Consider the following 22,414-nt stretch of genomic DNA (forward strand, 5'->3'; position numbering starts at 1 on the left):
ATGTCCTTCGTCTATCGATAAGAGCGAAATTTGTGGAGCTTCGACTACCGGCAGGGCAGTCAGTTCGCCACTAAGCTGATTGAGCGTGAGTTTGACCTCCTCCGTCTGGCCCGGCAACCGCAAAGGGGCTGCATCAATGGGCAGGAGCGCGTTAGGATGGCGCGAATTGCACCGGACATGATGAGGAAGGGTATGACGGACATTGCGAAATCGACGCCGAGTACGATCGAGATTGTTCAGCGCGACAATGCCTACAAGGGCTTCTACCAGCTCGATCGCGTGCAACTGCGTCATGAAAAGTTCGATGGCGGTATGAGCCGAGTGATCAATCGCGAAGTGTTCGTGCGCCATGACGCGGTCTGCGTGTTGCCCTACGACCCGCAGCGCGATGAAGTGGTGCTGATCGAGCAGTTTCGCGTGGGCGCCATGGGACGCAGCAATAACCCTTGGCTGGTAGAAATGGTCGCGGGGCTGATCGACAAGGACGAAGAACCGGAGGAGGTTGCACACCGCGAGGCCGAGGAGGAAGCTGGGCTGACGTTCTCCGCACTGTGGCCGATCACCAAGTATTTCCCGTCGCCCGGTGGCAGTACCGAATTTGTCCACTTGTACCTGGGCCGCTGTGACAGCACGGGGGCGGGTGGTGTCCATGGACTGGAAGAAGAAGCAGAGGACATCCGCGTTACGGTCTGGGCATTTGAAGACGCCCTGCAAGCCGTTCGTGATGGCAAAATTTCCAACGCAGCCAGCATTATCGCCCTGCAATGGCTTGCGCTTAATCGCGCGGAAGTGAGGGGGTTATGGCAGTAAAGGCACGGGAACGATATCGAGTCGACCTGATCGGGCTGCAAGCCGCCTGCGAGGCTAACTATGCGCGGCTGATGCGCCTGCTGCCCGACATGCGCCACGCCCCGGAGGCGCGGCGCATCGGCGTGACCCATGGCGACCAGATGCTGGGCGTGCTGGCCCTGGAAGTCATCGTCAATTGCCCGTACACCACCACCCTGCGCGTACGCCAGGAACACAGCCTGCCGTGGCTGCCGGTGCCGCAACTGGAAGTGCAGGTGTACCACGATGCGCGAATGGCCGAAGTGATCAGCGCCGAACATGCGCGGCGCTTTCGCAGCATCTATCCTTATCCGAATGTGTTCATGCACCAGCCCGATGAGAAAGCACAGCTCAATGTGTTCCTCGGTGAATGGTTGAGTCACTGCCTGGCCCTGGGCCATGAGTTCGAAGTCGTGCGATAGATGTGAACTGCGTCGGCTTCCTGGGTTTCCTCTTTGCGTCCTGCCCCAGCATAATCGCTCCAACTCTATATTCCTGTGATTGCCTTGGGAGAGCGCCTTGCCGAGCGTATCCACCTTGAACCCCGATGCGCCGGCGTTGCTGGTGCAGCTGTCCGACAGTCACCTGTTTGCCGAGGCCGACGGCACGCTGTTGGGTATGAACACCTGCGAGAGCCTGCAGCGGGTGATCGAATTGGTGCGCGCGCAGCAGCCTCGGATCGATTTGCTGCTGGCCACGGGAGATTTATCCCAGGACGGCACGCTGGAGTCTTATCAACAGTTTCGCGATATGACCCGGCAAATCGATGCTCCGGCCCGCTGGATTCCCGGCAACCACGACGAACCGCAGATCATGGCGCACGCTGCCGCGCACAGTGACCTGCTGGAGCCCGTAGTGGACGTCGGCAACTGGCGTATCACCCTGCTCGACTCCGCCGTGCCCGGCTCGGTGCCGGGCTACCTGCAGGATTCGCAGCTGCAATTGCTGGCTCAAGCCTTGAGCGAAGCCCCGAACCGCCATCATCTTGTGTGTTTCCACCATCACCCGGTGCCCATCGGCTGTGCGTGGATGGAACCTATCGGCTTGTGCAACCCCGATGCGTTGTTTGCCGTGCTGGACCGTTTCCCGCAGGTGAGGGCAGTGCTCTGGGGTCACGTGCACCAGGAGATCGACCGGGAGCGCAACGGTGTGCGCCTGCTGGCTTCGCCGTCCACCTGCATCCAGTTCGCGCCAGGCAGCGAAGATTTCAAGGTCAGCGAGCAAGCGCCGGGCTATCGTTGGTTGCGTTTGCATGCCGATGGACGGCTGGAAACCGGGGTAGAGCGCCTGGTCGGCTTCGCGTTTACGGTGGATTACGGTAGCAACGGCTACTGAGATTTACCTGTAAACTGCGCCTCTTTGGCTGAAGCACGGAGAGCCCGGCATGTCCGCTTCGATCCTGTATATCCACGGTTTCAACAGTGCGCCTGCGTCCAACAAGGCCTGCCAGCTGGTTACCGTGATGGACACCCTCGGCCTGGCCGATCAACTGCGTGTGCCGGCTCTGCATCACCATCCCCGTCAGGCAATTCCTCAATTGGAGGAAGCCATTGCCCAGCTGGGGCGGCCACTGCTAGTCGGCAGCTCGCTCGGCGGCTACTATGCAACCCATCTTGCCGAGCGCCATGGCCTCAAGGCGCTGCTGGTCAACCCGGCCGTCAGCCCCCATCGGATGTTCGACGGTTACCTGGGCACCCAGAAGAACCTCTACACCGATGAAACCTGGGAATTGACCCACGACCACGTCATGGCGCTGGCTGAGCTGGAAGTACCGGCGCCCCAGGACGCCGCGCGTTACCAGGTGTGGTTGCAGACCGGCGATGAAACACTGGATTATCGCCTCGCCCAAGCGTATTACCGTGCCTGTGCCTTGCGCATCCAGGCCGGTGGCGACCATGGTTACCAGGGGTTCGCCCAGCAATTGCCGGCGTTGTTGAGTTTTGCCGGCATTGGCGCAGATCAGTATCAATCCTTCGATTTCTCGGCCCTGTAATTGCCTTGGAAATCGCAGGTCACTTTTTAATCGAACGACTCACGACGAGACCCCATGGCCACTCCCAGCGCTAGCTCTTATAACGCCGACGCCATCGAAGTCCTCTCGGGCCTCGACCCGGTGCGCAAACGCCCCGGCATGTACACCGACACCAGTCGGCCGAACCACCTTGCCCAGGAAGTCATCGACAATAGCGTCGACGAAGCCTTGGCGGGGCACGCCAAGTCGGTGCACGTCATTCTTCACGCCGACCACTCCCTGGAAGTGTCCGACGATGGTCGCGGCATGCCGGTGGACATTCACCCGGAAGAGGGCGTGTCGGGCGTCGAGCTGATCCTCACCAAGCTGCACGCCGGCGGCAAGTTCTCCAACAAGAACTACCAGTTCTCCGGGGGCTTGCACGGTGTGGGTATTTCCGTGGTCAACGCCCTGTCCACGCTGGTACGGGTCAAGGTCAAGCGCGACGGCAACGAGTACGAGATGACCTTCGCCGATGGCTACAAAGCCACCGACCTGCAGGTGATCGGCACCGTTGGCAAACGCAACACCGGCACCAGCGTGTACTTCGCGCCGGACCCTAAATACTTCGACTCACCGAAATTCTCCATCAGCCGCCTCAAGCACGTGCTCAAGGCCAAGGCCGTGTTGTGCCCGGGCCTGTTGGTGACCTTTGAAGACAAAGGCACTGGCGAAAAGGTCGAGTGGCACTACGAAGACGGTCTGCGTTCCTACCTGGAAGACTCCGTCAGCGATTTCGAGCGCCTGCCCAACGAGCCGTTCTGCGGCAGCCTGGCCGGCAACAAGGAAGCCGTCGACTGGGCGCTGCTGTGGTTGCCCGAAGGTGGCGACAGCGTGCAGGAAAGCTACGTCAACCTGATCCCTACCGCCCAAGGCGGCACCCACGTCAACGGTTTGCGCCAGGGCTTGCTGGATGCCATGCGCGAATTCTGTGAATACCGCAGCTTGCTGCCGCGTGGCGTGAAGCTGGCGCCGGAAGACGTGTGGGAGCGCATTGCGTTCGTACTGTCGATGAAAATGCAGGAGCCGCAGTTCTCCGGCCAGACCAAGGAGCGCCTGTCGTCCCGCGAAGCGGCGGCATTTGTTTCCGGTGTGGTCAAGGATGCCTTCAGCCTGTGGCTCAACGAGCACCCGGAACTGGGCCTGGCCCTGGCGGAACTGGCGATCAACAACGCCGGCCGTCGCCTCAAGGCCAGCAAGAAAGTCGAGCGCAAGCGCATCACCCAAGGCCCGGCATTACCCGGCAAGCTGGCCGATTGCGCCGGGCAGGACCCGATGCGCTCCGAGCTGTTCCTGGTCGAGGGTGACTCCGCCGGCGGTTCCGCCAAGCAGGCGCGGGACAAGGAATTCCAGGCGATCCTGCCGTTGCGCGGCAAGATCCTCAATACCTGGGAAGTCGATGGCAGCGAAGTCCTCGCCAGCCAGGAAGTGCACAACATCGCCGTGGCCATCGGCGTCGACCCAGGCGCCGCCGACATGAGCCAGTTGCGCTACGGCAAGATCTGCATCCTCGCCGACGCCGACTCCGACGGCCTGCACATCGCGACCCTGCTGTGCGCGTTGTTCGTGCAGCACTTCCGCCCGTTGGTGGATGCCGGTCACGTCTACGTCGCCATGCCGCCGCTGTACCGTATCGACCTGGGCAAGGAAATTTTCTACGCCCTGGACGAAGCCGAGCGCGATGGCATCCTTGACCGCCTGGTGGCCGAGAAGAAGCGCGGCAAGCCGCAGGTCACCCGATTCAAAGGCTTGGGTGAAATGAACCCGCCGCAACTGCGTGAAACCACCATGGACCCCAACACCCGGCGCCTGGTGCAGTTGACCCTGGAAGACTTCGCCGCCACCTCGGAAATGATGGACATGCTGCTGGCGAAGAAACGCGCTCCGGACCGTAAGTCCTGGCTGGAATCCAAAGGCAACCTCGCCGAGGTCCTGGGCTGATGCGCACAGGTTTCGCCCTGGCGATCCTGATGTTGAGCGGGCTGGCAGCGACTCAGGTCGCCGCCGCGCCCGTGGCTGAGCTCAAGCTGGTGTCCGAACACCCGGTGGACGGCATGCGCGGCGGTAACCTGTCGGGCCTGGCGCAGTGTGGCAAGGAGTTGTGGACGGTTTCCGACCGTGATGACGACCAGATCTATCGTCTCGATACCCGTGCGCCGACCTGGCAAGCCGAAGCGGTAAGCATCGATGTACCGCCGGTGCCGGAATCCGGGCTGCCCTGGGGGCTGCGTTCGCGCACCAAGGCTGCGTCGTTCATTCGCGGCGGCGACCTGGATTTTGAAGGCATCACCTGCGATGCCGCCGGCAATCGCTACATTGTCAGTGAAGCCCATGCGGCGGTGCTGCAAGTGCCGGTGAACGGTGCGCCTGAATGGTTGAAGATCGCCCCGGGCATGGTGCGTGAAGCACGGGCCAGTGGCATGTTGCTGCACTTCAATGCGTTGTTCGAAGGCCTGGCAATCAACCCCGAGGGTAATCAGATCTGGCTGGCTGCGGAGCGTGAGCGGCGCGGCCTCATCTCCATCAAGCGTCCGCAAAGCCTGTGGGATTGCGACGGCCCTTGCGTATTGCTGAGTGAGGCCGGCCAGGAGATGCAGCCGGCCAAGTTCATCGGTGCCAAGGCGGTGTCCAAGGATTTCGCCGATCTGTCACTGTTCGACGGCAAGCTGTTTACCCTGGAACGCAATGCGTTCCAGATCTGCCGGCGCGATGCGGTCACGGCCAAGGTCGAGCTGTGCTGGTCGTTCGCTGACGAAACCCTGACGCCCGAGCGGCGTTACGCCCAGCCCTATGGCCTGGCCGAAGCCCTGGTGGTGGACGCAGACGGTGTCTGGCTGGGCATCGACAATAATTTCGGCCCTCGCGCCGATGGTGAAAAACGCCCCATGGTCTATCGTTTCGCCGCCCCCGCCGGCGGCTGGAGCGCCCAGCCATGAGCCGCTACTTTTTTGAATCGATCCGGCGCGGCGGCATTTCCGCTGCGCCTTACCAAACAATGATGAGGCCCGCATGAGTGACATCCTCGCAGACAGCTTAGATGGCGTAGAACGCCGGTCGCTGGCTGACTTCACCGAAAATGCCTACCTCAACTACTCCATGTACGTGATCATGGACCGTGCCTTGCCGCATATCGGCGACGGCCTCAAGCCCGTACAGCGGCGCATCATCTACGCCATGAGTGAGTTGGGCCTGGACGCCGACTCCAAGCACAAGAAGTCGGCGCGTACCGTCGGTGACGTGCTCGGTAAATTCCACCCTCACGGCGATTCGGCCTGCTACGAAGCCATGGTGCTGATGGCTCAGCCGTTCAGCTACCGCTACACCCTCGTCGATGGCCAGGGCAACTGGGGTGCGCCGGATGATCCCAAGTCCTTCGCGGCCATGCGTTACACCGAGGCGCGCCTGTCGCGCTATTCGGAAGTGTTGCTCAGCGAACTGGGCCAGGGTACCGCGAACTGGGGGCCGAACTTCGACGGCACTCTCGACGAGCCGCTGGTGTTGCCCGCACGTTTGCCGAATATCCTGCTCAATGGCACCACCGGTATCGCGGTCGGCATGGCCACCGATGTACCGCCGCACAACCTGCGCGAAGTCGCCGCCGCCTGCGTGCGCTTGCTGGATGAGCCCAAGGCCACGGTCGAGCAGCTTTGCGAGCATATCCAGGGCCCGGATTACCCGACCGAAGCCGAAATCATCACGCCGCGCGCCGACCTGCTGAAGATGTACGAGACCGGCAAGGGCTCGGTGCGCATGCGTGCCGTGTATCACATTGAAGACGGCGACATTATCGTCACCGCGCTGCCGCACCAGGTGTCCGGTGCCAAGGTGCTGGAGCAGATTGCTGCGCTGATGCAGGCCAAGCCATCGAAATTGCCCCAGGTCGCTGACTTGCGTGACGAGTCCGACCACGAAAACCCATGCCGCATCGTGATCATCCCGACCAACAGCCGGGTCGACCACGAAGTGCTGATGCAGCATCTGTTTGCGAGCACGGAGCTGGAGTCCAGCTACCGGGTCAACGTCAACATCATTGGCCTGGACGGTAAGCCGCAGCTGAAAAACCTGCGCAACCTGCTGGTCGAGTGGCTGGAGTTCCGGATACAAACCGTGCGTCGCCGCCTGCAGTTCCGCCTCGACAAGGTCGAACGCCGCCTGCACCTGTTGGACGGCTTGCTGATTGCTTACCTCAACCTGGATGAAGTGATCCACATCATCCGTACCGCCGAGCACCCGAAAGCCGAGCTGATCGCGCGTTTCGAGCTGAGCGAGATCCAGGCCGACTACATCCTCGACACCCGCTTGCGTCAGTTGGCACGCCTGGAAGAAATGAAGCTGCGCGACGAGCAAGACGCGCTGCTCAAGGAGCAAGCCAAGCTGCAGGCCCTGCTGGGCAGCGAAGCCAAGCTGAAGAAGCTGGTGCGCACCGAGTTGATCAAAGACGCCGAAACCTATGGTGACGACCGCCGTTCGCCAATCGTGCAGCGTGCCGAAGCCAAGGCGCTGACAGAGACCGAACTGCTGCCGAACGAGAAAATTACCGTCGTTCTGTCGGAAAAGGGTTGGGTTCGTTCAGCCAAAGGGCATGATATTGACGCCACTGGCCTGTCGTACAAGGCGGGTGATGGCTTCAAGACTGCCGCAGCCGGGCGTTCCAACCAGTTTGCGGTGTTTATTGACTCCACCGGGCGCAGTTATTCGGTGCCGGCCCATACCTTGCCCTCGGCGCGGGGGCAGGGCGAGCCGTTGACCGGTCGCCTGACGCCGCCACCTGGGGCGAATTTTGAATGTGTGCTGCTGCCGGATGACGATTCGCTGTATGTGATCGCTTCCGACGCGGGCTACGGGTTCGTGGTCAAGGGTGAAGACCTGCAGGCCAAGAACAAGGCGGGCAAGGCATTGTTGAGCCTGCCGAACAACGCCAAGGTCATCCTGCCGCGTCCGGTGGAAGACCGCGAAGGCAACTGGCTGGCGTCGGTGACCACCGAAGGGCGCTTGCTGGTGTTCAAGATCAGCGATCTGCCGCAGTTGGGCAAAGGCAAGGGCAACAAGATTATTGGTATTCCCGGCGAGCGGGTGGCCAGTCGCGAAGAGTACGTGACCGACATCGCAGTGATCCCGGAAGGTTCCACCCTGGTGCTCCAGGCCGGCAAGCGCACGTTGTCATTGCGCCCTGACGACCTCGAACACTACAAGGGCGAGCGTGGTCGTCGCGGTAATAAATTGCCTCGCGGCTTCCAGCGTGTGGATGCATTGCTGGTGGAAACGCCGGTTTAAGGCGTATTAGAGCCCTCGATCTACGATTTAAAGCGTAGATCGACGCTTTGGCGCTGGAGTCATGGCGCATATTCACGGATGATATGGCCTTTCCAGCGCCGGCGTGGCCGAGCGTGTTTAGGTTATTTTTAGTATTACATTGTGGTTCGCCTTGTGGCAGCCACCTGGATGGGATGATGACTGCTCCACGCGTTCCTCTATTTTTGATGCTCGCTGGCCTTTTGGGGTTGGCGGGTTGCAGCACACACAAGCCTGTGTCGCTGTACCAGCTGGACAGCGGAAGTCCAGCTCAGCCAGCCCAAACCGCTGGCATGGCCGTTTTGCTCGGGCCGGTGGTCGTGGCCGACTACCTGCAACGCGAAACCCTGCTGCAACGTCAGAACGATGGAAGCCTGCAAGGTTCCACCGATGGTCGTTGGGCAGGCAGTTTGTCGTCTGATATCAACCAGTTGATGTTGCGTCAGGTGGCCGGTCAGTTGGACAGCCAGCGTGTGGTCCTGGCGCCCGCGCCCACCGGCTTCAGCCCGGATGTGCAGGTCTTGCTGACCATTACCCGGCTTGATTCCGGTAAATCGCAACCGGCGATCCTCGATGCGCAATGGCGCTTGATCGACCGTCGCGGCCAGGTGCGTGATAACCGCATCGTGCACCTGCAGGAAGAGCACACCGGCACCACCGCGTCCCAGGTTCAGGCCCAGGGCGTGCTGCTGCAGCAATTGGCGCAGCAGCTGTCGGTGGCCCTCAAGCCATTGGCCAACCAGCCACCCATCGCCGAGGCGCCCCGTAAGTCAGCCCCGGTACAGGCCAAGCCGGCAGAGCCGCAAAAGCCGAAGATGCCGATGGCTACGCCGATCCGTACGGATATGGAAGTGTTCAGGTTCTGATCTGAAAAGGCTCCAACAAAAAAGGCCCGCTGACTCAGCGGGCCTTCTTGTGTGTGGAGATATAAGTCACGGCGCAGATCAAGTGTGGGAGGGGCTTGCCCCCTCCCACATGTTCTTCAGGGCTTTGCGCGGGTCTCATGCATCCGCGCCAACTGCCGCTCCAGCATCGAGGGATACGGCTCCATCAACCGCTCCACGCAGCTTGCCCCCTCAGGGCTGGCAATTGGGCGGATACGCGCGCGCTGGCGGATCAGCGTGTCTTCACTGATCTTGCGCTCCACCAGCAGCAGGTTACGGCTGTGTTGGGACAAGGCCAGTGCGTCCTGGGCGTTTTCAGTCAGCAGCAGGTCGATCTGGCTCATGCCGAACAGATCATCGCCCACGGTGAGGCCCAGTTGCAGTTGCAGGGTGATGCCGCTGTCGGCGACTTCGATCTGCAATTCATGGCCCAAGGCGCGCAGCAACTCACCGCAGCAAATCGCATTGGTCAGGTAATCTTCGCCGCTGTCTTCGCTGTGGAACAGCATCAGCGTGCTGCCGTCGTTCAGGGTGTGCAGTTCGCTCTGGTACAGCGAGGCGGCCTGGTCGAGGCAGTCGCGGTAGCGTTCCAGCAGTTCGGTCAGGCGCGCACGGGGCAGGCGACGCAATTGGTCCTGGGCACCCAGTTGTACGGCGAGCACAGCGCTGTACTGCGGCTCGCTGCTGCGTACCGGCGCCGCCTTGGGGGCGATTGCGGTGCTGTCGGCTGACGTATCACGCAGGTCGGCGAAGGGGTCTTCATCGTCCAGGTCGTCTTCTTCGGCCTTGAAGGCATGACGCGGTGCAGGCTTGAGGCCCGCCACCGGCGGACGCTCGTCGAAACCCGGGTCACGCAGGTTGCGCACTTCGAACTCGGGCTCGTCGTCGTAATCGGTGTCGTCGTATTCAGGCTCTGGCTCGACTTCAGGCACCGCCGGTTCCGGGGCGAAGCTGGCGTGCAGCTGGCGTGCAAGGTCGCCGATTTCATCCTGGCGGTCGGTAGCCGGGGTGTGTTCGTCGATGTCCCGCAGCCAGATGCGCAGTTGCATGAGCGGCGTGGAGATATGCCGGCCCAGGCGCAAGCTCAGGGCCAGGGCCAACGCCAGCAGGATGGCGCTGAGGATACCCATGCTTTGCAGGCTGATGGTCATCGGCTGCTGGAACTGCTGCATGTCGAGGCTGATACGCAGTTGGCCGGCCTTCACGTCCTGAAACGTGATATTGCTCTGGTACAGACCTTCGGCTTCGCCCAGCAGGCCGTTTTTCGGGCGCTGCCCGGCTTCGGCCATGATGCGGTTGTCCACGCTGTAGATGGCGGCATGGGCCACGAGCGGGTTCTTGGTCAGGTTGTTGAGCAGCACGTTGAGGCTGAGGATGTCGTTGGACACCAGCAGCTCAGTCGCCGAGGTGGCGGTCTGCGTGGTCAGGCTCTCGCCCAGGGCGTCGGCTTGCTCGTGCATGGCCTGCTTGAATTGCAAACCCATCACGCAGGCGTAGATCACCAGGGCCAGGGCGACCAGGATCACGTTATGGCTGGCGATGCGTAATGCGATCGGTACACGGCGGTGGCGCAGTGCCCGGAAGATCAGCAGGAAGAAGTTGTCGGTTTTTACTGGCGTGGGCCGGTTCACTTGAGCTCGGCTCTTGGTCCGTGAAGTTGACGCGCAGTATAGCGACAGGCCCAAGACCGGCAAAGCGCTGGCTGTGCCCGATGGTCACTGAAAGTGGGTAGAATGCGGTTTTTTTCCAGCCTGGGGGTGCGCCTTGCGCGAAATTGTCCTGATTAACATCACTGGTGAAGACCGCCCAGGTCTTACCGCAGCCATTACCGGCGTTCTGGCACAGGGTGGTGTGAACATTCTCGACATCGGCCAGGCGGTGATCCACGACACGCTGTCGTTCGGCATCCTGGTGGAAATTCCCAGCACCGAGCAGGCCTCATCGGTGCTCAAGGACATCCTGTTTACGGCGTATAAGCTCGATCAGCAGGTGCGTTTCACCCCGGTATCCGAAGAGGATTACCAGCAGTGGGTGGCCGGCCAGGGCAAGAAGCGCCATATCGTGACGCTGCTGACCCGCAAGGTCACCGCCGAACAGCTGCAGCGCGTCAGCTCGATTACCGCGCAGTACGGTTTGAACATCGACCATATCGACCGTCTGTCGGGTCGGATGCCATTGGACACCCCCGCTGACCAGGGTAAAGGCTGCATCGAGTTCTCCGTGCGCGGTGAACCGGCCGACCCACAGGCCCTGCGCGCCGAATTCCTCAGCGTGGCCCAGGAGCTGAACGTTGATATCGCCTTCCAGGAAGATTCGCTGTTCCGTCGTAACCGTCGCCTGGCGGTGTTCGACATGGACTCCACGCTGATCGAAGCCGAAGTCATCGACGAACTGGCCAAGGCGGCCGGCGTGGGCGAGCAGGTTTCCGCGATCACCGAGCGCGCCATGGCCGGGGAATTGGATTTCCGCGCCAGCTTCAAGGAACGCCTGGCCTTGCTCAAGGGCCTGGATGTGAGCGTGCTGGACTCCATCGGTGCGTCGCTGCGCCTGACCGAAGGCGCCGAAACCCTGTTCGCCGAACTCAAGCGTCTGGGCTACAAGACGGCGATCCTGTCGGGCGGCTTCACCTACTTCGCCAAGCAGTTGCAGGCCAAGCTGGGCATTGACTATGTGTTCGCCAACGAACTGGAAGTGGTCGATGGCAAGGTGACCGGCGTCGCGGTCGAGCCGATTGTCGACGCGCAGCGCAAGGCGGACCTGCTGAAGGAATTGGCACACAAGGAAGGTTTGCGTCTGGAGCAGACCATTGCGGTCGGTGACGGCGCCAACGACTTGCCGATGCTGGCAATCGCCGGTTTGGGTGTGGCGTTCCGCGCCAAGCCATTGGTCAAGCAATCGGCCAAGCAGGCGATTTCGACCTTGGGGTTGGATGGCGTGCTGTATCTGCTGGGCTTTCGCGACCGCGACGGTCAGTTGTAACTGACTAAATGTGGGAGGGGGCTTGCCCCCGATGGCAGTGGTTCAGTCACTGATGTGTTGACTGATATCCCGCTATCGGGAGCAAGCCCCCTCCCACATTGGGTTCGGCGTCAGGCTTTAGGTAAAGCGATGCCTTGGCCCATCTGCACCGGCGAACCCGCCACCAATTCTTCAGCCCACTTCACCTGATCCGGCCCGAACAGCACGATCGCAGTGGAGCCCAGCTTGAAGCGACCCAGCTCCGCACCCTTCTCCAGGTGAATCGGCGCGCGGGCGGCTTCGTCATAGCGGAAGGTTTTCAGTTCGCGCTTCGGCGGGGTAACCAGGCCGGCCCATACGGTTTCAATCGACGCGACAATCATCGCCCCCACCAATACCACCGCCATCGGGCCGCGTTCGGTGTCGAACAGGCAGACAACACGCTCGTTACGCGCAAACAATTCCGGCACGTTTTCGGCGGTGGTCTGGTTTACCGAGAAAATCCGCCCAGGCACGTAGACCATCTCACGCAGGGTACCGGCCAGTGGCATATGCACCCGGTGGTAGTCCTTCGGCGACAGGTAAATGGTGGCGAAATCGCCGCCCATGAACGGCGCAGCGACCGCGGCATCACCGCCCAACAGTTCCAGCACGCTGAAGCTGTGGCCTTTGGCCTGGAACACACGACCGTGCTCGATGGGGCCAAGCTGGCTGACTGCGCCATCGGCTGGGCTCAATACTGCGCCAGGGGTCTGGTCCAGTGGGCGGGCGCCGTCTTTCAGGGCGCGGGTGAAGAAGGCGTTGAAGTGCTCGTAAGCGGTCACGTCCTCCACCAGCGCCTGGGACATGTCCACTTCGTAGCGCTGGGCAAACCAGGTGGTGAAGGCATTCTTGAACCAGCGCACGCGGCACTCGGCGATGCAGCCGGCTAACCGCGACAGCAGGTGGTGCGGCAGCAGGTACTGGCTGAGGATAAACAACTGCTTTTTCATTGACTGTCCTTAAACCTTAAATCTCGACGGGGGTGTCGGGGTGGTTGCCCCATTCGCCCCAGGAACCGGCATAACCTTTGACTCGCGGATAACCGAGCGCCTTGGCCACCAGGTAGGTGAAGCCAGAGCGGTGATGAGTCTGGCAGTGGGTGATGATTTCTTTGTCTTTGGTCAGCCCGAGGTCTTCGAGAATCTGCGGCATGTCACGGCGGATGCGCAGGTTGCGCTCTTTGTCCATGCCGGCCGTCCATTCGAAGTTCACCGCGCCAGGGATATGACCACCTTTGGCCGCAAGCACCTTCTCGCCGGAATATTCCAGCGGGCCGCGCGCATCCCAAATGCCCAGGTCGGCAGCGCCGAGGCGGCTTTGCAGGTATTCGCGGGTAGCGGTGGGGCCGTCGTGCAGCGTGAGACTGACCGGGCCGCCGGCCGGGGCGGGCACGTCGGTGGAGAGCGGGTGCTTGCCCTCCAGCCACGCCAGCAGGCCACCGTCCAGGTAGTGGTATTTCTGGTGGCCGATCACGTCGAGCATCCAGATAAAACGTCCGGCCCAGCCACCGCCTTCGTCGTCATAGACGACGTAGGTAGCGTCGGGCGTGTGGCCCAGTTCGCCGAACAGTTTCTCAAGATCGGCCTTGCCGGGCAGCAGGCCGGGTGCCGGCGCCTGGCCCAGTTGGGTGCGCTTGGGGTCAACGAAATGCGCGCCGGGGATGTGCCCTTCGGCGTAGCGGGCGGCACTGGTGAGGTCCACCAGAATCAGGTGTTCGGCATCCAGTTGACCGAGCAGGTCACTGGATTCGATCACCAGCGGCAAGCCAGAGAAGTCAGGCATGTGAGGTCTCCTGGGCACAAATGTTGGCGATAAAGGACGGCGATTGTAGCGCAAGCATCAAGCGCTGCGGTTGGTAAAGCTGTGCAGGGCTTTCTCGATGCATTGGGCGGTTTTACCGAAGGCCTGCACGGTGGTTTCCGAGAACGGCCCGCCGCCCTGGTCGGCGACCATCACCATCACCACGCGCCCGTTGCAGCTCATGGAGCGCAACAACAGGTGCTCGCCGGTGAACAGGCGGCGCAGGATCGGCGGCAGCAGTGCCGAGAACTGGGCGTGGTTGTCCGGTGTGAGGCGCACCTGGGCGGACTTTTCCAGCAGGCGCTGCAGCAGCGTGCTGTTGACCACATCCAGGCTCAGGTTGGCGGCGTCCTTCGGCAGGCCGTCGGCCTGATGCACACGCAAGGTGCTCAGGGCGCGATCGGCCATGAACAACAGGACGCGCTGCATGCCGCTGGCCACCAAGGCTTCCTTGGCGCACGTAGTCAAATGCATGGCGTTGGCAAAGCGGCTCGGCTCCACCAGCAGTTCGGTACAACGCTTGCGCCAGACGGCCAGGGCTTCGGCGGTGGGCGGTGGTGCGGGCAGCAGGCCGCGATGAATCTTGTGTACATGCCAGGGCCAGATCAGCGACAGCGCCGGGTGCCAGAGATCGGGCATCAAGGTGTCGCGGGCACTGGTGACGGCTTGCTGGTGGACCTGTTGCTGCACTTCGCTCAGGGGCTGTTGCAGGTACAGCGCGGTGAGGTATTGCCAGCGCTCGGTGTGCGGGCAGGTCCAGGACTCCTGGGCCGACATCGCCAGGCCGTTGGCCAGCAGCACCGTATTGGCCGGCTGATTCAACCAGCGGCGCAGGTTGGGATCGGCGTCGAGCAATTGCTGGTGGCGCAGGGGGTCGTCTTCGCGGGCGATATGCAGGGCCTTGACCAGCAAGCGCTGTTCGGTGCGCAACAGCGTATAACCCTGGGACACCCAGATCGGCAGATGCCAGGTCTCGGTCAGGCCGAGGCACAGGTCCAACAGGCGCACACCGAACAACGCCTGTTCGACCTTGCGTGCCGACTCGCCCTTGTGGATGACCCGCAGTTCCCACTCCTCCAAAAGCTTGGGGTAGGCAACGGCCATCGGCCACAGCGGTGAAAGAAACAGCAGGCTGCCCCAATGAATGTCCTGCCACAGCCGCGCCAGGCGGCTGCCGAACAATCCATTGGCTTGTTGCGAGGCGTGCTGGCTGACCAGCAACAGCTGGCGCAGCGCTACGGGAATTTCATGGGCCGGCACCGACGGCAGGCGTGCCAGCAGTTCCTCGGCGCGTTTGAGGCCCAGACGGTTAAGCGCCACTTCGAGGTTTTCCGCCGGCGCCGTCAGGCTGCCATGGGTGTGGCTGTTGGCCTCGCGCATGACGCTGAGTACGAGGGCCGGGCTGTTTTGCATCAGCTCGGCAATATCTCGCAACGAACTGCGGCTATCGCGGATGGCTTTGCATACGCGGTCATGGCTGGCCTGTGGAACAGGCAGCAGCACTTCGTCCAGGCGCTTGATCCAAGCGGCTAGAGAAGTAGGTTTTGCAGTTGGGACTGTCGTTTCATTAGCCATGATTGGGGCGCGATCATCACTTGCGGTCAACACGCCCGGAGCGGGCCGAACTGGCTTTTCGCCTTAACGGGCTATAGTCTGGCGCAGTTTTGCCGATAAGAGGAACAAGAGTTTTTCAGTTCCCCCAAATATGTCCATGAACCCGACGGCGCAAGTACTCATCTCCTATGGCTAAAATTATCGGCATTATCGTCGTCTTCGCGAGCGTGCTCGGCGGCTACGTCCTGTCCCACGGTAAAATTGCGGCACTGATCCAGCCTTTCGAGGTGATGATTATTGGTGGTGCGGCACTGGGTGCCTTCCTGCAGGCGAACCCCGGCTACATGACCATGCACGTGATCAAGAAGTCGCTGGGCATGTTCGGTTCGCGTTTCACCCACACGTTCTACCTGGAAGTGTTGGGCCTGGTTTACGAGATCCTCAACAAGAGCCGCCGCGAAGGCATGATGGCCATTGAGGCCGATATCGAAGACGCCGCGGCCAGCCCGATTTTCGCCAAGTACCCGGCCGTGCTCAAAGATGAGCGCATGACCGCCTACATCTGCGACTACCTGCGCATCATGTCCTCCGGCAACATGGCTCCCCATGAGCTCGAAGGCCTGTTCGACATGGAGTTGTTCAGCCTCAAAGAAGAATTGGAGCATCCCTCCCATGCCGTGACCGGTGTGGCCGACGGCATGCCCGGCTTCGGTATCGTCGCGGCGGTACTGGGTATCGTGGTGACCATGGCCTCCCTGGGCGAAGGTGATCAGGCGGCTATCGGCATGCACGTAGGTGCGGCGCTGGTGGGTACCTTCTTCGGTATTCTCGCGGCTTACGGCTTCTTCGGCCCGCTGGCGACCTCCCTGGCCCATGACGCCAAGGAAGAAATCAACCTGTACGAATCGATCAAGGCCAGCCTGGTGGCATCCGCTTCGGGCATGCCGCCATCGTTGGCGGTGGAGTTCGGTCGCAAGGTCCTGTACCCGAAGCATCGCCCAAGCTTCGCCGAGCTGGAACAAGCGGTTCGCGGTCGCTAAGCCATGGAAAACAACCAGCCGATAATCATCAAGCGCGTCAAGCGCTTCGCTGCGGGGCACCATGGCGGTGCCTGGAAAATCGCCTTCGCCGACTTTGCGACGGCGATGATGGCGTTCTTCCTGGTGCTGTGGCTGATGTCCACGGCCACGCCCGAACAGAAGATCGCCATCGCCGGCTACTTCAAAGACCCCATTGGCTTCTCGGAAAGCGGTACGCCGTTCGTGATCGACCTGGGCGGCTCGCCGCAACTGGCGCCTGAGCGCACCATCAACCCGGAAGTCAAAACCGAAGCGCCGCAGGAAAAAATCCCGATCGAGCGCGATACCGTCGAAGCCATGGCCGAGCAGGTCGAGCAGGAACGCCTTGAACTGTTGCTGCAAGAGTTGCAGAACAAGGTCGAGGAAAACCCGCAACTGCTGAAGTTCAAGGATCAGATTTCGTTCGAGATCACCCCGGATGGCTTGCGCATCCAGATCACCGACGCCGCCAACCGGCCGATGTTCGACTCTGGCAGCGCACGCTTGAAACCGTACTTTGAGGACATCTTGTTGGCCATGGCCGACACCATCAAGGCGGTGCCGAACAAGATCAGCATCAGCGGCCACACCGATGCCAAGCCTTACGCGGGCCAGGGTGACTTTGGCAACTGGGAGCTTTCCGCCAACCGCGCCAACGCGGCGCGTCGTGCGCTGGTGGCCGGCAGCTATCCGGATCCGCAAGTGGCTCGCGTGGTGGGTTTTGCGTCCTCGCAACTGTTTGATGCGAAGGATCCGTTCAACCCGATCAACCGTCGCATCGATATCGTTGTGCTGACCAAGAAGGCTCAGCGTGCGATTGAAGGTGATCAGCCCGCGCCACCACCGGTCCCAACTCCGGGAGCGGGTGCGCCAGGTGAGGTGCCGGCCGACCCAAACGCCATTCCGCCCGGCCAGGAGCCATTGCCGGCCCATGAGCTGCGGCAGAAGCTGAACCTGTTTGATGAGGGTGGGGTGAAAGACCCTACGGTGCCTGGGACGGGTTCCTAAGTCACCTACAATAAGGCCGCGATGATCGCGGCCTTATTGTTTCGCAAGTTTAGTAACTACTTTCCGGCAAGCTCGCAATAATCGACCGATAGCTGTTCATGCGCTGCTGCTGCACGCGGCCATCTTCCAGCGCCCTGAGCAAGGCGCAGCCCGGCTCGCGATCGTGTTTGCAATCGCGGAAGCGGCAGGTGCCGATCAGGTCGTTGAATTCGATAAAGCCCGCTTCCACATCGCTGCGGCTGACGTGGCCGAGGCCGAATTCACGGATACCCGGGGAGTCGATCAACTCACCGCCGCCCGGGAAGTGGAACAGCCGCGCCGTGGTGGTGGTGTGGGTGCCCTGGCCGGACAGCTCCGACAGCGGCCCCACGCGGGTATCGACTTCTGGCAGCAGGCTGTTGACCAGCGAGGATTTGCCCACGCCCGACTGGCCGACAAATACGCTGATGCGCCCGTCCAACTGCTGTTGCAGCTGTTCCATGCCGTTGCCGTGGTGGGCCGAGACTTCCAGCACCGGGTAGCCCAGGGTGCGGTAGACCGCCAGCAGCGCGTTGAGCGCCGGGGCATTCTGCTCGTCGATCAGATCGAATTTGTTCAGCAGCAACAGCGGGCGAATGCCGGCATGCTCGGCCGCCACCAGGTAGCGGTCGATCAGGTTGGCATGGGGCTCGGGCAGCGGTGCGAACACGATCACGATCATGTCGACGTTGGCCGCTACCGGTTTGAGCTGGCCGCGGCTGTCGGGACGGCGCAGTTCGGTGGTGCGCGGCAGCTGGGCGACGATCACGCCGATGCCCTGGTTGCCGGCACGCCAGACCACCTTGTCGCCGGTGACCAGCGCAGGCAGGTTGGCACGCAAGTGGCAGCGGAACACCTGGCCCGCGAGTTCGCCTTCCAGCGCCTCGACTTCGACCTGTACACCAAAGTGCGCGATCACCAGGCCCGTCTGTTCGGGGCCCAGGTCGCCGCCCTCGAGCGCGTCCACGGCGGAGGATTCACGTTTGGCGGCGCGTGCAGCGCGTTCACCTTGAATCTTTTCGATGCGCCAGTTTTGGCGACGATTGAGCTGGCGTTTGGCCATTGGTGTTCCGTGTCGATAATGCAAAGGTTAGGTAAAACGGTCGCGAGTCTAGCACGGCCCCGCCTGCTAAACTGCGCAGCTACGCCAAGGTGCCAAGAGAATCAAGCCATGCAAAACCCACAGAACCTGATTTGGATCGATCTGGAAATGACCGGTCTGAACCCTGACACCGACGTCATCATCGAGATGGCGACCATTGTCACCGACAGCAATCTCAATACCTTGGCCGAAGGTCCGGTGATCGCTATCCACCACAGCGACGCCGTGCTCGCCACCATGGACGAGTGGAACACCCGCACCCACGGCAACTCCGGCCTGACCCAGCGTGTGCGTGACAGCCGCATCAGCATGGCCGAAGCCGAAGCCGAAACCATTGCCTTCCTGGAAAAGTGGGTGCCCAAGGGCAAGTCGCCGATCTGCGGCAACAGCATCTGCCAGGACCGCCGCTTCCTTTATACCCACATGAAGACGCTGGAAAGCTACTTCCACTACCGCAACCTGGACGTGTCCACGCTCAAGGAGCTGGCCGCGCGCTGGGCGCCGGAAGTCAAAGACAGCTTCCATAAAGGCAGCACCCATCTGGCGCTGGATGATATTCGCGAGTCGATCGCCGAGCTGCAGCACTACCGCAAGCATTTCATCAAGGCTTGAAACGGAGGCGGCTGACCGGGCGCCTGCGCAGGCAAGCCAGCTCCCACACTTGAATGTATTTCCAGGTCCAAGTGTGGGAGGGGGCTTGCTCCCGATGGCAGGCAACTCGGTTTATCGCCAAGCGCCCCCTTTTGGTGCCATCAGCAAATGATTAGACTGCCGGCCTCTTTGCAAGGATCGCCATCATGCTGCTGATGCTCTACCTCATCGCCATCACCGCCGAAGCCATGACCGGCGCCTTGTCCGCCGGCCGGCGCGGCATGGACTGGTTTGGTGTGGTGCTGATCGCCTGCGTGACGGCGCTGGGCGGCGGCTCGGTGCGCGATGTGCTGTTGGGGCATTACCCGCTGACGTGGGTCAAGCATCCGGAATACCTGGTGCTGACCTCCGTTGCGGCGCTGGTGACGATCTTTATCGCACCGTTGATGCGTCACCTGCGCTCACTGTTCCTCGCGCTGGATGCCGTGGGCCTGGTCGCGTTCACGCTGATCGGCTGCATGACCGCCCTGGAAATGGGCCACGGCATGCTGGTGGCCTCGGTCAGCGGGGTGATCACCGGCGTCTTCGGCGGCATTCTGCGGGATATTTTCTGCAACGACATTCCGTTGATCTTCCGCCGTGAGCTTTACGCCAGCGTGTCATTCCTCGCCGCCTGGTTCTACCTGCTGTGTCTCTACCTGGAACTGCCCAGCGAGCAGGCAATTCTACTGACCCTGTTCAGCGGCTTTCTATTACGCCTGCTGGCGATCCGGTTTCACTGGGAAATGCCCAAGTTCGTCTACAACGACGACGTGCACTAGCGCGCCGCGTGCTGGTTCAGCGCCCATTCCACATGCTCGCGCACCAGCTCCGACGGATAATCCCGACGCGCCTTCAAGGCTTCCAGTACCGGGATGCTCGACGGCGCGTTGCCCAGGCCCACCGCCAGGTTGCGCAGCCAGCGTTCATAACCGGCACGGCGCAAAGGTGAACCTTCGGTACTGCTGAGGAATTTATCCTCATCCCACAGGAACAGCTCCGCCAGTTCTGCGTTATCCAGGTTGTGCCGTGGCTTGAAATCGCTTTCGGCGGTAGGTCGCGCGAAACGATTCCACGGACAAACGATCTGACAGTCATCGCAGCCGAATACCCGGTTGCCGATCAGCGGGCGCAGGTCTTCAGGAATTGCGCTCTTGAGTTCGATGGTCAGGTAGGAAATGCAGCGCCGGGCGTCCAGCACATAGGGGCCGACAAACGCATTGGTGGGGCAGATATCCAGGCAGGCGGTGCAGCGGCCGCAGTGTTCGGTACTGTGCGGTGGATCGACCGGCAGCGGCAAATCCACAAATAGCTCGCTCAGGAAGAAATAACTGCCGGCCTTGCGATTGAGCACCAGGGTGTTTTTACCGATCCAGCCAAGACCGGCTTGTTCGGCAATGGCTTTTTCCAGCACGGGCGCGCTGTCGACAAAGGCACGAAAGCCGAAAGGCCCGATCTGCGCCTGGATGCGGTCGGCCAACTGTTGCACGCGCTTGCGGATCAGCTTGTGGTAGTCGCGGCCCAGGGCGTAGCGCGAGATGTAAGCCTTTTCCGGTTTTGCCAGCAGTTGCGCCATCTGCGTATCGCCGGGCAGGTAGTCCATGCGCAGCGACACCACGCGCAGGGTGCCCGGCACCAGTTCGTCCGGGTGCGAGCGTTTGCTGCCATGGGCGCCCATGTAGTCCATCTCGCCGTGGTAGCCCGCGTCGAGCCAGCGTTGCAGATGGTGTTCATGCTCAGCCAGGTCCAGGCCGCTGATGCCGACTTGTTGAAAGCCCAGCTCGCGGCCCCAGTCTTTGATCGATTGGGCGAGGGCGGGCAGATCGGAGGTAATAGCGGGCATGAGACACGGGAAACCACAGGTTAGATGCGTATAATTCTGCCAGACATCGGAGCTTGAAGACGCATGCCGCAGACAAAACACGAAATAACCGACGTTCAGCCTTTGTTGCATGGCCATTTGCCGCAACTGGCTGCGCGTTCACCGGACGCCCATAAAGGCCAGTTCGGTCACCTGCTGATGATTGGCGGCGACCGGGGCTTTGGCGGCGCCGCGCTGCTCGGCGCCGAAAGCGCCTTGCGCAGTGGTGCGGGCATGGTGTCCCTGGCCACTCGCCTTGAGCATGTGCCGGCCGCGCTGGCCCGTTTGCCGGAAGTCATGACCGTCGGCGTGAGTTCGGCCAACCAGTTGATGGGCTTGCTGGAAAAAATATCGGTGATCGTCATTGGCCCCGGCCTGGGCGAAGCCGCCTGGGGTAAAAGCCTGTTGTCTGTCGCAGCCAATGCACGGCAGCCGCAGGTCTGGGACGCCGATGCGCTCAATCAACTGGCGACTGGCAGCGTGAGCTTGCCAGCCCATTGCGTGATCACCCCGCATCCGGGGGAGGCGGCGCGATTACTGGGGATTTCGACAGCCGAGGTTCAGGCCGACCGTCTTAAGGTGGCGCGCGCGTTGAGCCAGAAATTCAAGGCAGTGGCTATCCTCAAGGGTGCTGGCAGTTTGATTGCCAGTCCGGACGGGCGCGTTTCGCGCTGCGATCAAGGCCATCCGGCGATGGCGACGGCGGGCCTCGGTGATGTTTTGGCCGGCCTGGTGGGTGCGCTGCTGGCCCAAGGCATGCCGGCTTATGAAGCCAGCTGCCTGGCCGTCTGGTTGCACGCCACGGCAGGGGATCGTCAGGGCAGCTTTGGTCGCGGGCTGGCCGCCAGCGACCTGATACCCGCCATTCGTCAATTGCTGGAGGAACAGTCGCCGTGTCTGAAGTAATCCTTTTCCTGGCCGATGAAGAGGCCATGGTGGCGTTAGGTCAGCGTATTGCCCAGGTCACGGCCGGGTCAGGGCTGATTTTTCTTGAAGGCGACCTGGGAGCAGGCAAGACCACACTGTCCAGGGGCATCATTCGCGGGTTGGGCCACACGGGGGCGGTAAAAAGTCCCACGTTCACTCTGGTTGAACCCTACGAGATCGGCGCAGTGCGGGCTTTCCACTTCGACCTCTATCGCCTGGTGGATCCCGAAGAACTCGAGTTCATGGGCATCCGTGATTACTTCGATGAGGACGCGCTGTGCCTGATTGAGTGGCCAGATAAAGGCACAGGCTTTTTGCCAAAGCCGGACCTGACCATTACCATTACGCCGCATGATCACGGACGTCAGCTGAAGTTGTTGCCCCAGAGTGCGCGCGGTGAGTCGTGGTGCGCCGCTCTGGCTTTGGAATTCAAATAATTGG

At 61.6% G+C, this 22,414-nt stretch carries 21 protein-coding genes; 15 read left to right on the forward strand and 6 right to left on the reverse strand.

The genetic code is table 11. From position 1 onward, the window contains the following. Positions 1-192 precede the first annotated feature (192 nt). From ACHPFG_RS03420 to ACHPFG_RS03455, 8 genes are all read left to right on the forward strand, one after another. Positions 193-810 (forward strand): NUDIX domain-containing protein, encoded by a 618-nt coding sequence (locus ACHPFG_RS03420; protein ID WP_131696786.1) that lies wholly within the window; start codon positions 193-195, stop codon positions 808-810. Beyond that, positions 801-1,250 (forward strand): DUF1249 domain-containing protein, encoded by a 450-nt coding sequence (locus ACHPFG_RS03425; RefSeq protein ID WP_003171323.1) that lies wholly within the window; start codon positions 801-803, stop codon positions 1,248-1,250. Before ACHPFG_RS03420 ends, ACHPFG_RS03425 begins: the two co-directional genes overlap by 10 nt. 97 nt (positions 1,251-1,347) lie before the next feature. Next, on the forward strand, positions 1,348-2,163 hold the full coding sequence (gene cpdA, locus ACHPFG_RS03430) for a 3',5'-cyclic-AMP phosphodiesterase (protein WP_431701612.1): 816 nt from the start codon (positions 1,348-1,350) through the stop codon (positions 2,161-2,163). A gap of 49 nt (positions 2,164-2,212) precedes the next feature. Continuing rightward, positions 2,213-2,821, forward strand: a complete 609-nt coding sequence (locus ACHPFG_RS03435; RefSeq protein WP_431701613.1) for a YqiA/YcfP family alpha/beta fold hydrolase — start codon at positions 2,213-2,215, stop codon at positions 2,819-2,821. Between the two features lie 54 nt (positions 2,822-2,875). Further along, on the forward strand, positions 2,876-4,780 hold the full coding sequence (parE, locus tag ACHPFG_RS03440; RefSeq protein ID WP_027604917.1) for a DNA topoisomerase IV subunit B: 1,905 nt from the start codon (positions 2,876-2,878) through the stop codon (positions 4,778-4,780). Further along, positions 4,780-5,775, forward strand: coding sequence for an esterase-like activity of phytase family protein (locus ACHPFG_RS03445; protein WP_431701614.1), 996 nt, complete (start codon positions 4,780-4,782; stop codon positions 5,773-5,775). The genes parE and ACHPFG_RS03445 overlap by 1 nt, the downstream gene beginning before the upstream one ends. Before the next feature lie 73 nt (positions 5,776-5,848). Beyond that, the gene (parC, locus tag ACHPFG_RS03450; protein ID WP_090400876.1) at positions 5,849-8,113 is read left to right on the forward strand and encodes a DNA topoisomerase IV subunit A; all 2,265 of its coding nucleotides are present in this window, start codon (positions 5,849-5,851) and stop codon (positions 8,111-8,113) included. A 173-nt stretch (positions 8,114-8,286) separates the two neighbouring features. Beyond that, positions 8,287-8,997 (forward strand): PqiC family protein, encoded by a 711-nt coding sequence (locus tag ACHPFG_RS03455; RefSeq protein ID WP_431701615.1) that lies wholly within the window; start codon positions 8,287-8,289, stop codon positions 8,995-8,997. Positions 8,998-9,113: 116 nt separating this feature from the next. On the opposite strand, the gene ACHPFG_RS03460 is transcribed toward ACHPFG_RS03455, so the two are convergent. Further along, positions 9,114-10,646: an AhpA/YtjB family protein gene (locus ACHPFG_RS03460; RefSeq protein ID WP_431701616.1), complete on the reverse strand. Its 1,533-nt coding sequence runs from the start codon at positions 10,644-10,646 to the stop codon at positions 9,114-9,116. Between the two features lie 133 nt (positions 10,647-10,779). Between ACHPFG_RS03460 and serB the strand changes: the two genes are divergently transcribed. Continuing rightward, positions 10,780-11,994: a phosphoserine phosphatase SerB gene (gene serB / locus ACHPFG_RS03465; RefSeq protein ID WP_431701617.1), complete on the forward strand. Its 1,215-nt coding sequence runs from the start codon at positions 10,780-10,782 to the stop codon at positions 11,992-11,994. A gap of 110 nt (positions 11,995-12,104) precedes the next feature. Here the strand turns inward: serB and asd are convergent, their stop codons facing one another. From asd to ACHPFG_RS03480, 3 genes are read right to left on the reverse strand one after another with little or no spacing between them, the layout of a single operon-like run. Then, the gene (asd, locus tag ACHPFG_RS03470) at positions 12,105-12,965 is read right to left on the reverse strand and encodes an archaetidylserine decarboxylase (RefSeq protein ID WP_431701618.1); all 861 of its coding nucleotides are present in this window, start codon (positions 12,963-12,965) and stop codon (positions 12,105-12,107) included. A 16-nt stretch (positions 12,966-12,981) separates the two neighbouring features. Continuing rightward, complete coding sequence (locus tag ACHPFG_RS03475) at positions 12,982-13,797, reverse strand: rhodanese-like domain-containing protein (protein ID WP_431701619.1); 816 nt, start codon at positions 13,795-13,797, stop codon at positions 12,982-12,984. 57 nt (positions 13,798-13,854) lie between these two features. Continuing rightward, a complete protein-coding gene (locus tag ACHPFG_RS03480; RefSeq protein WP_431701620.1) occupies positions 13,855-15,390 on the reverse strand; it encodes an HDOD domain-containing protein in 1,536 nt (511 codons plus the stop codon). Positions 15,391-15,557: 167 nt separating this feature from the next. Between ACHPFG_RS03480 and motA the strand changes: the two genes are divergently transcribed. Beyond that, a complete protein-coding gene (gene motA, locus ACHPFG_RS03485; RefSeq protein ID WP_053139364.1) occupies positions 15,558-16,409 on the forward strand; it encodes a flagellar motor stator protein MotA in 852 nt (283 codons plus the stop codon). 3 nt (positions 16,410-16,412) lie between these two features. Next, on the forward strand, positions 16,413-17,435 hold the full coding sequence (motB, locus tag ACHPFG_RS03490; RefSeq protein WP_431701621.1) for a flagellar motor protein MotB: 1,023 nt from the start codon (positions 16,413-16,415) through the stop codon (positions 17,433-17,435). A gap of 49 nt (positions 17,436-17,484) precedes the next feature. Here motB and rsgA read toward each other — a convergent pair whose 3' ends face one another. Beyond that, a complete protein-coding gene (rsgA, locus tag ACHPFG_RS03495; RefSeq protein ID WP_431701622.1) occupies positions 17,485-18,516 on the reverse strand; it encodes a small ribosomal subunit biogenesis GTPase RsgA in 1,032 nt (343 codons plus the stop codon). Between the two features lie 108 nt (positions 18,517-18,624). Here rsgA and orn point away from each other — a divergent pair, with 108 nt between their 5' ends. Together orn and ACHPFG_RS03505 are read left to right on the forward strand one after the other, a co-directional pair. Next, positions 18,625-19,167 carry an oligoribonuclease gene (orn, locus tag ACHPFG_RS03500; protein WP_124408924.1) on the forward strand — a complete coding sequence of 181 codons (543 nt, stop codon included), beginning with the start codon at positions 18,625-18,627 and terminating at the stop codon, positions 19,165-19,167. 182 nt (positions 19,168-19,349) lie between these two features. After that, a complete protein-coding gene (locus tag ACHPFG_RS03505; RefSeq protein ID WP_172681530.1) occupies positions 19,350-19,967 on the forward strand; it encodes a trimeric intracellular cation channel family protein in 618 nt (205 codons plus the stop codon). Here the strand turns inward: ACHPFG_RS03505 and queG are convergent. Further along, positions 19,964-21,028, reverse strand: coding sequence for a tRNA epoxyqueuosine(34) reductase QueG (gene queG / locus ACHPFG_RS03510; protein ID WP_131696773.1), 1,065 nt, complete (start codon positions 21,026-21,028; stop codon positions 19,964-19,966). The two genes, ACHPFG_RS03505 and queG, sit on opposite strands and share 4 nt — an antisense overlap. 63 nt (positions 21,029-21,091) lie before the next feature. Between queG and ACHPFG_RS03515 the strand changes: the two genes are divergently transcribed. Continuing rightward, positions 21,092-21,952 carry an NAD(P)H-hydrate dehydratase gene (locus tag ACHPFG_RS03515; protein WP_131696772.1) on the forward strand — a complete coding sequence of 287 codons (861 nt, stop codon included), beginning with the start codon at positions 21,092-21,094 and terminating at the stop codon, positions 21,950-21,952. Beyond that, the gene (tsaE, locus tag ACHPFG_RS03520; RefSeq protein ID WP_131696771.1) at positions 21,940-22,410 is read left to right on the forward strand and encodes a tRNA (adenosine(37)-N6)-threonylcarbamoyltransferase complex ATPase subunit type 1 TsaE; all 471 of its coding nucleotides are present in this window, start codon (positions 21,940-21,942) and stop codon (positions 22,408-22,410) included. Before ACHPFG_RS03515 ends, tsaE begins: the two co-directional genes overlap by 13 nt. Positions 22,411-22,414 lie beyond the last annotated feature (4 nt).

The sequence above is a fragment of the Pseudomonas sp. BR20 genome (genome assembly GCF_050780135.1).
GTDB lineage: Bacteria > Pseudomonadota > Gammaproteobacteria > Pseudomonadales > Pseudomonadaceae > Aquipseudomonas.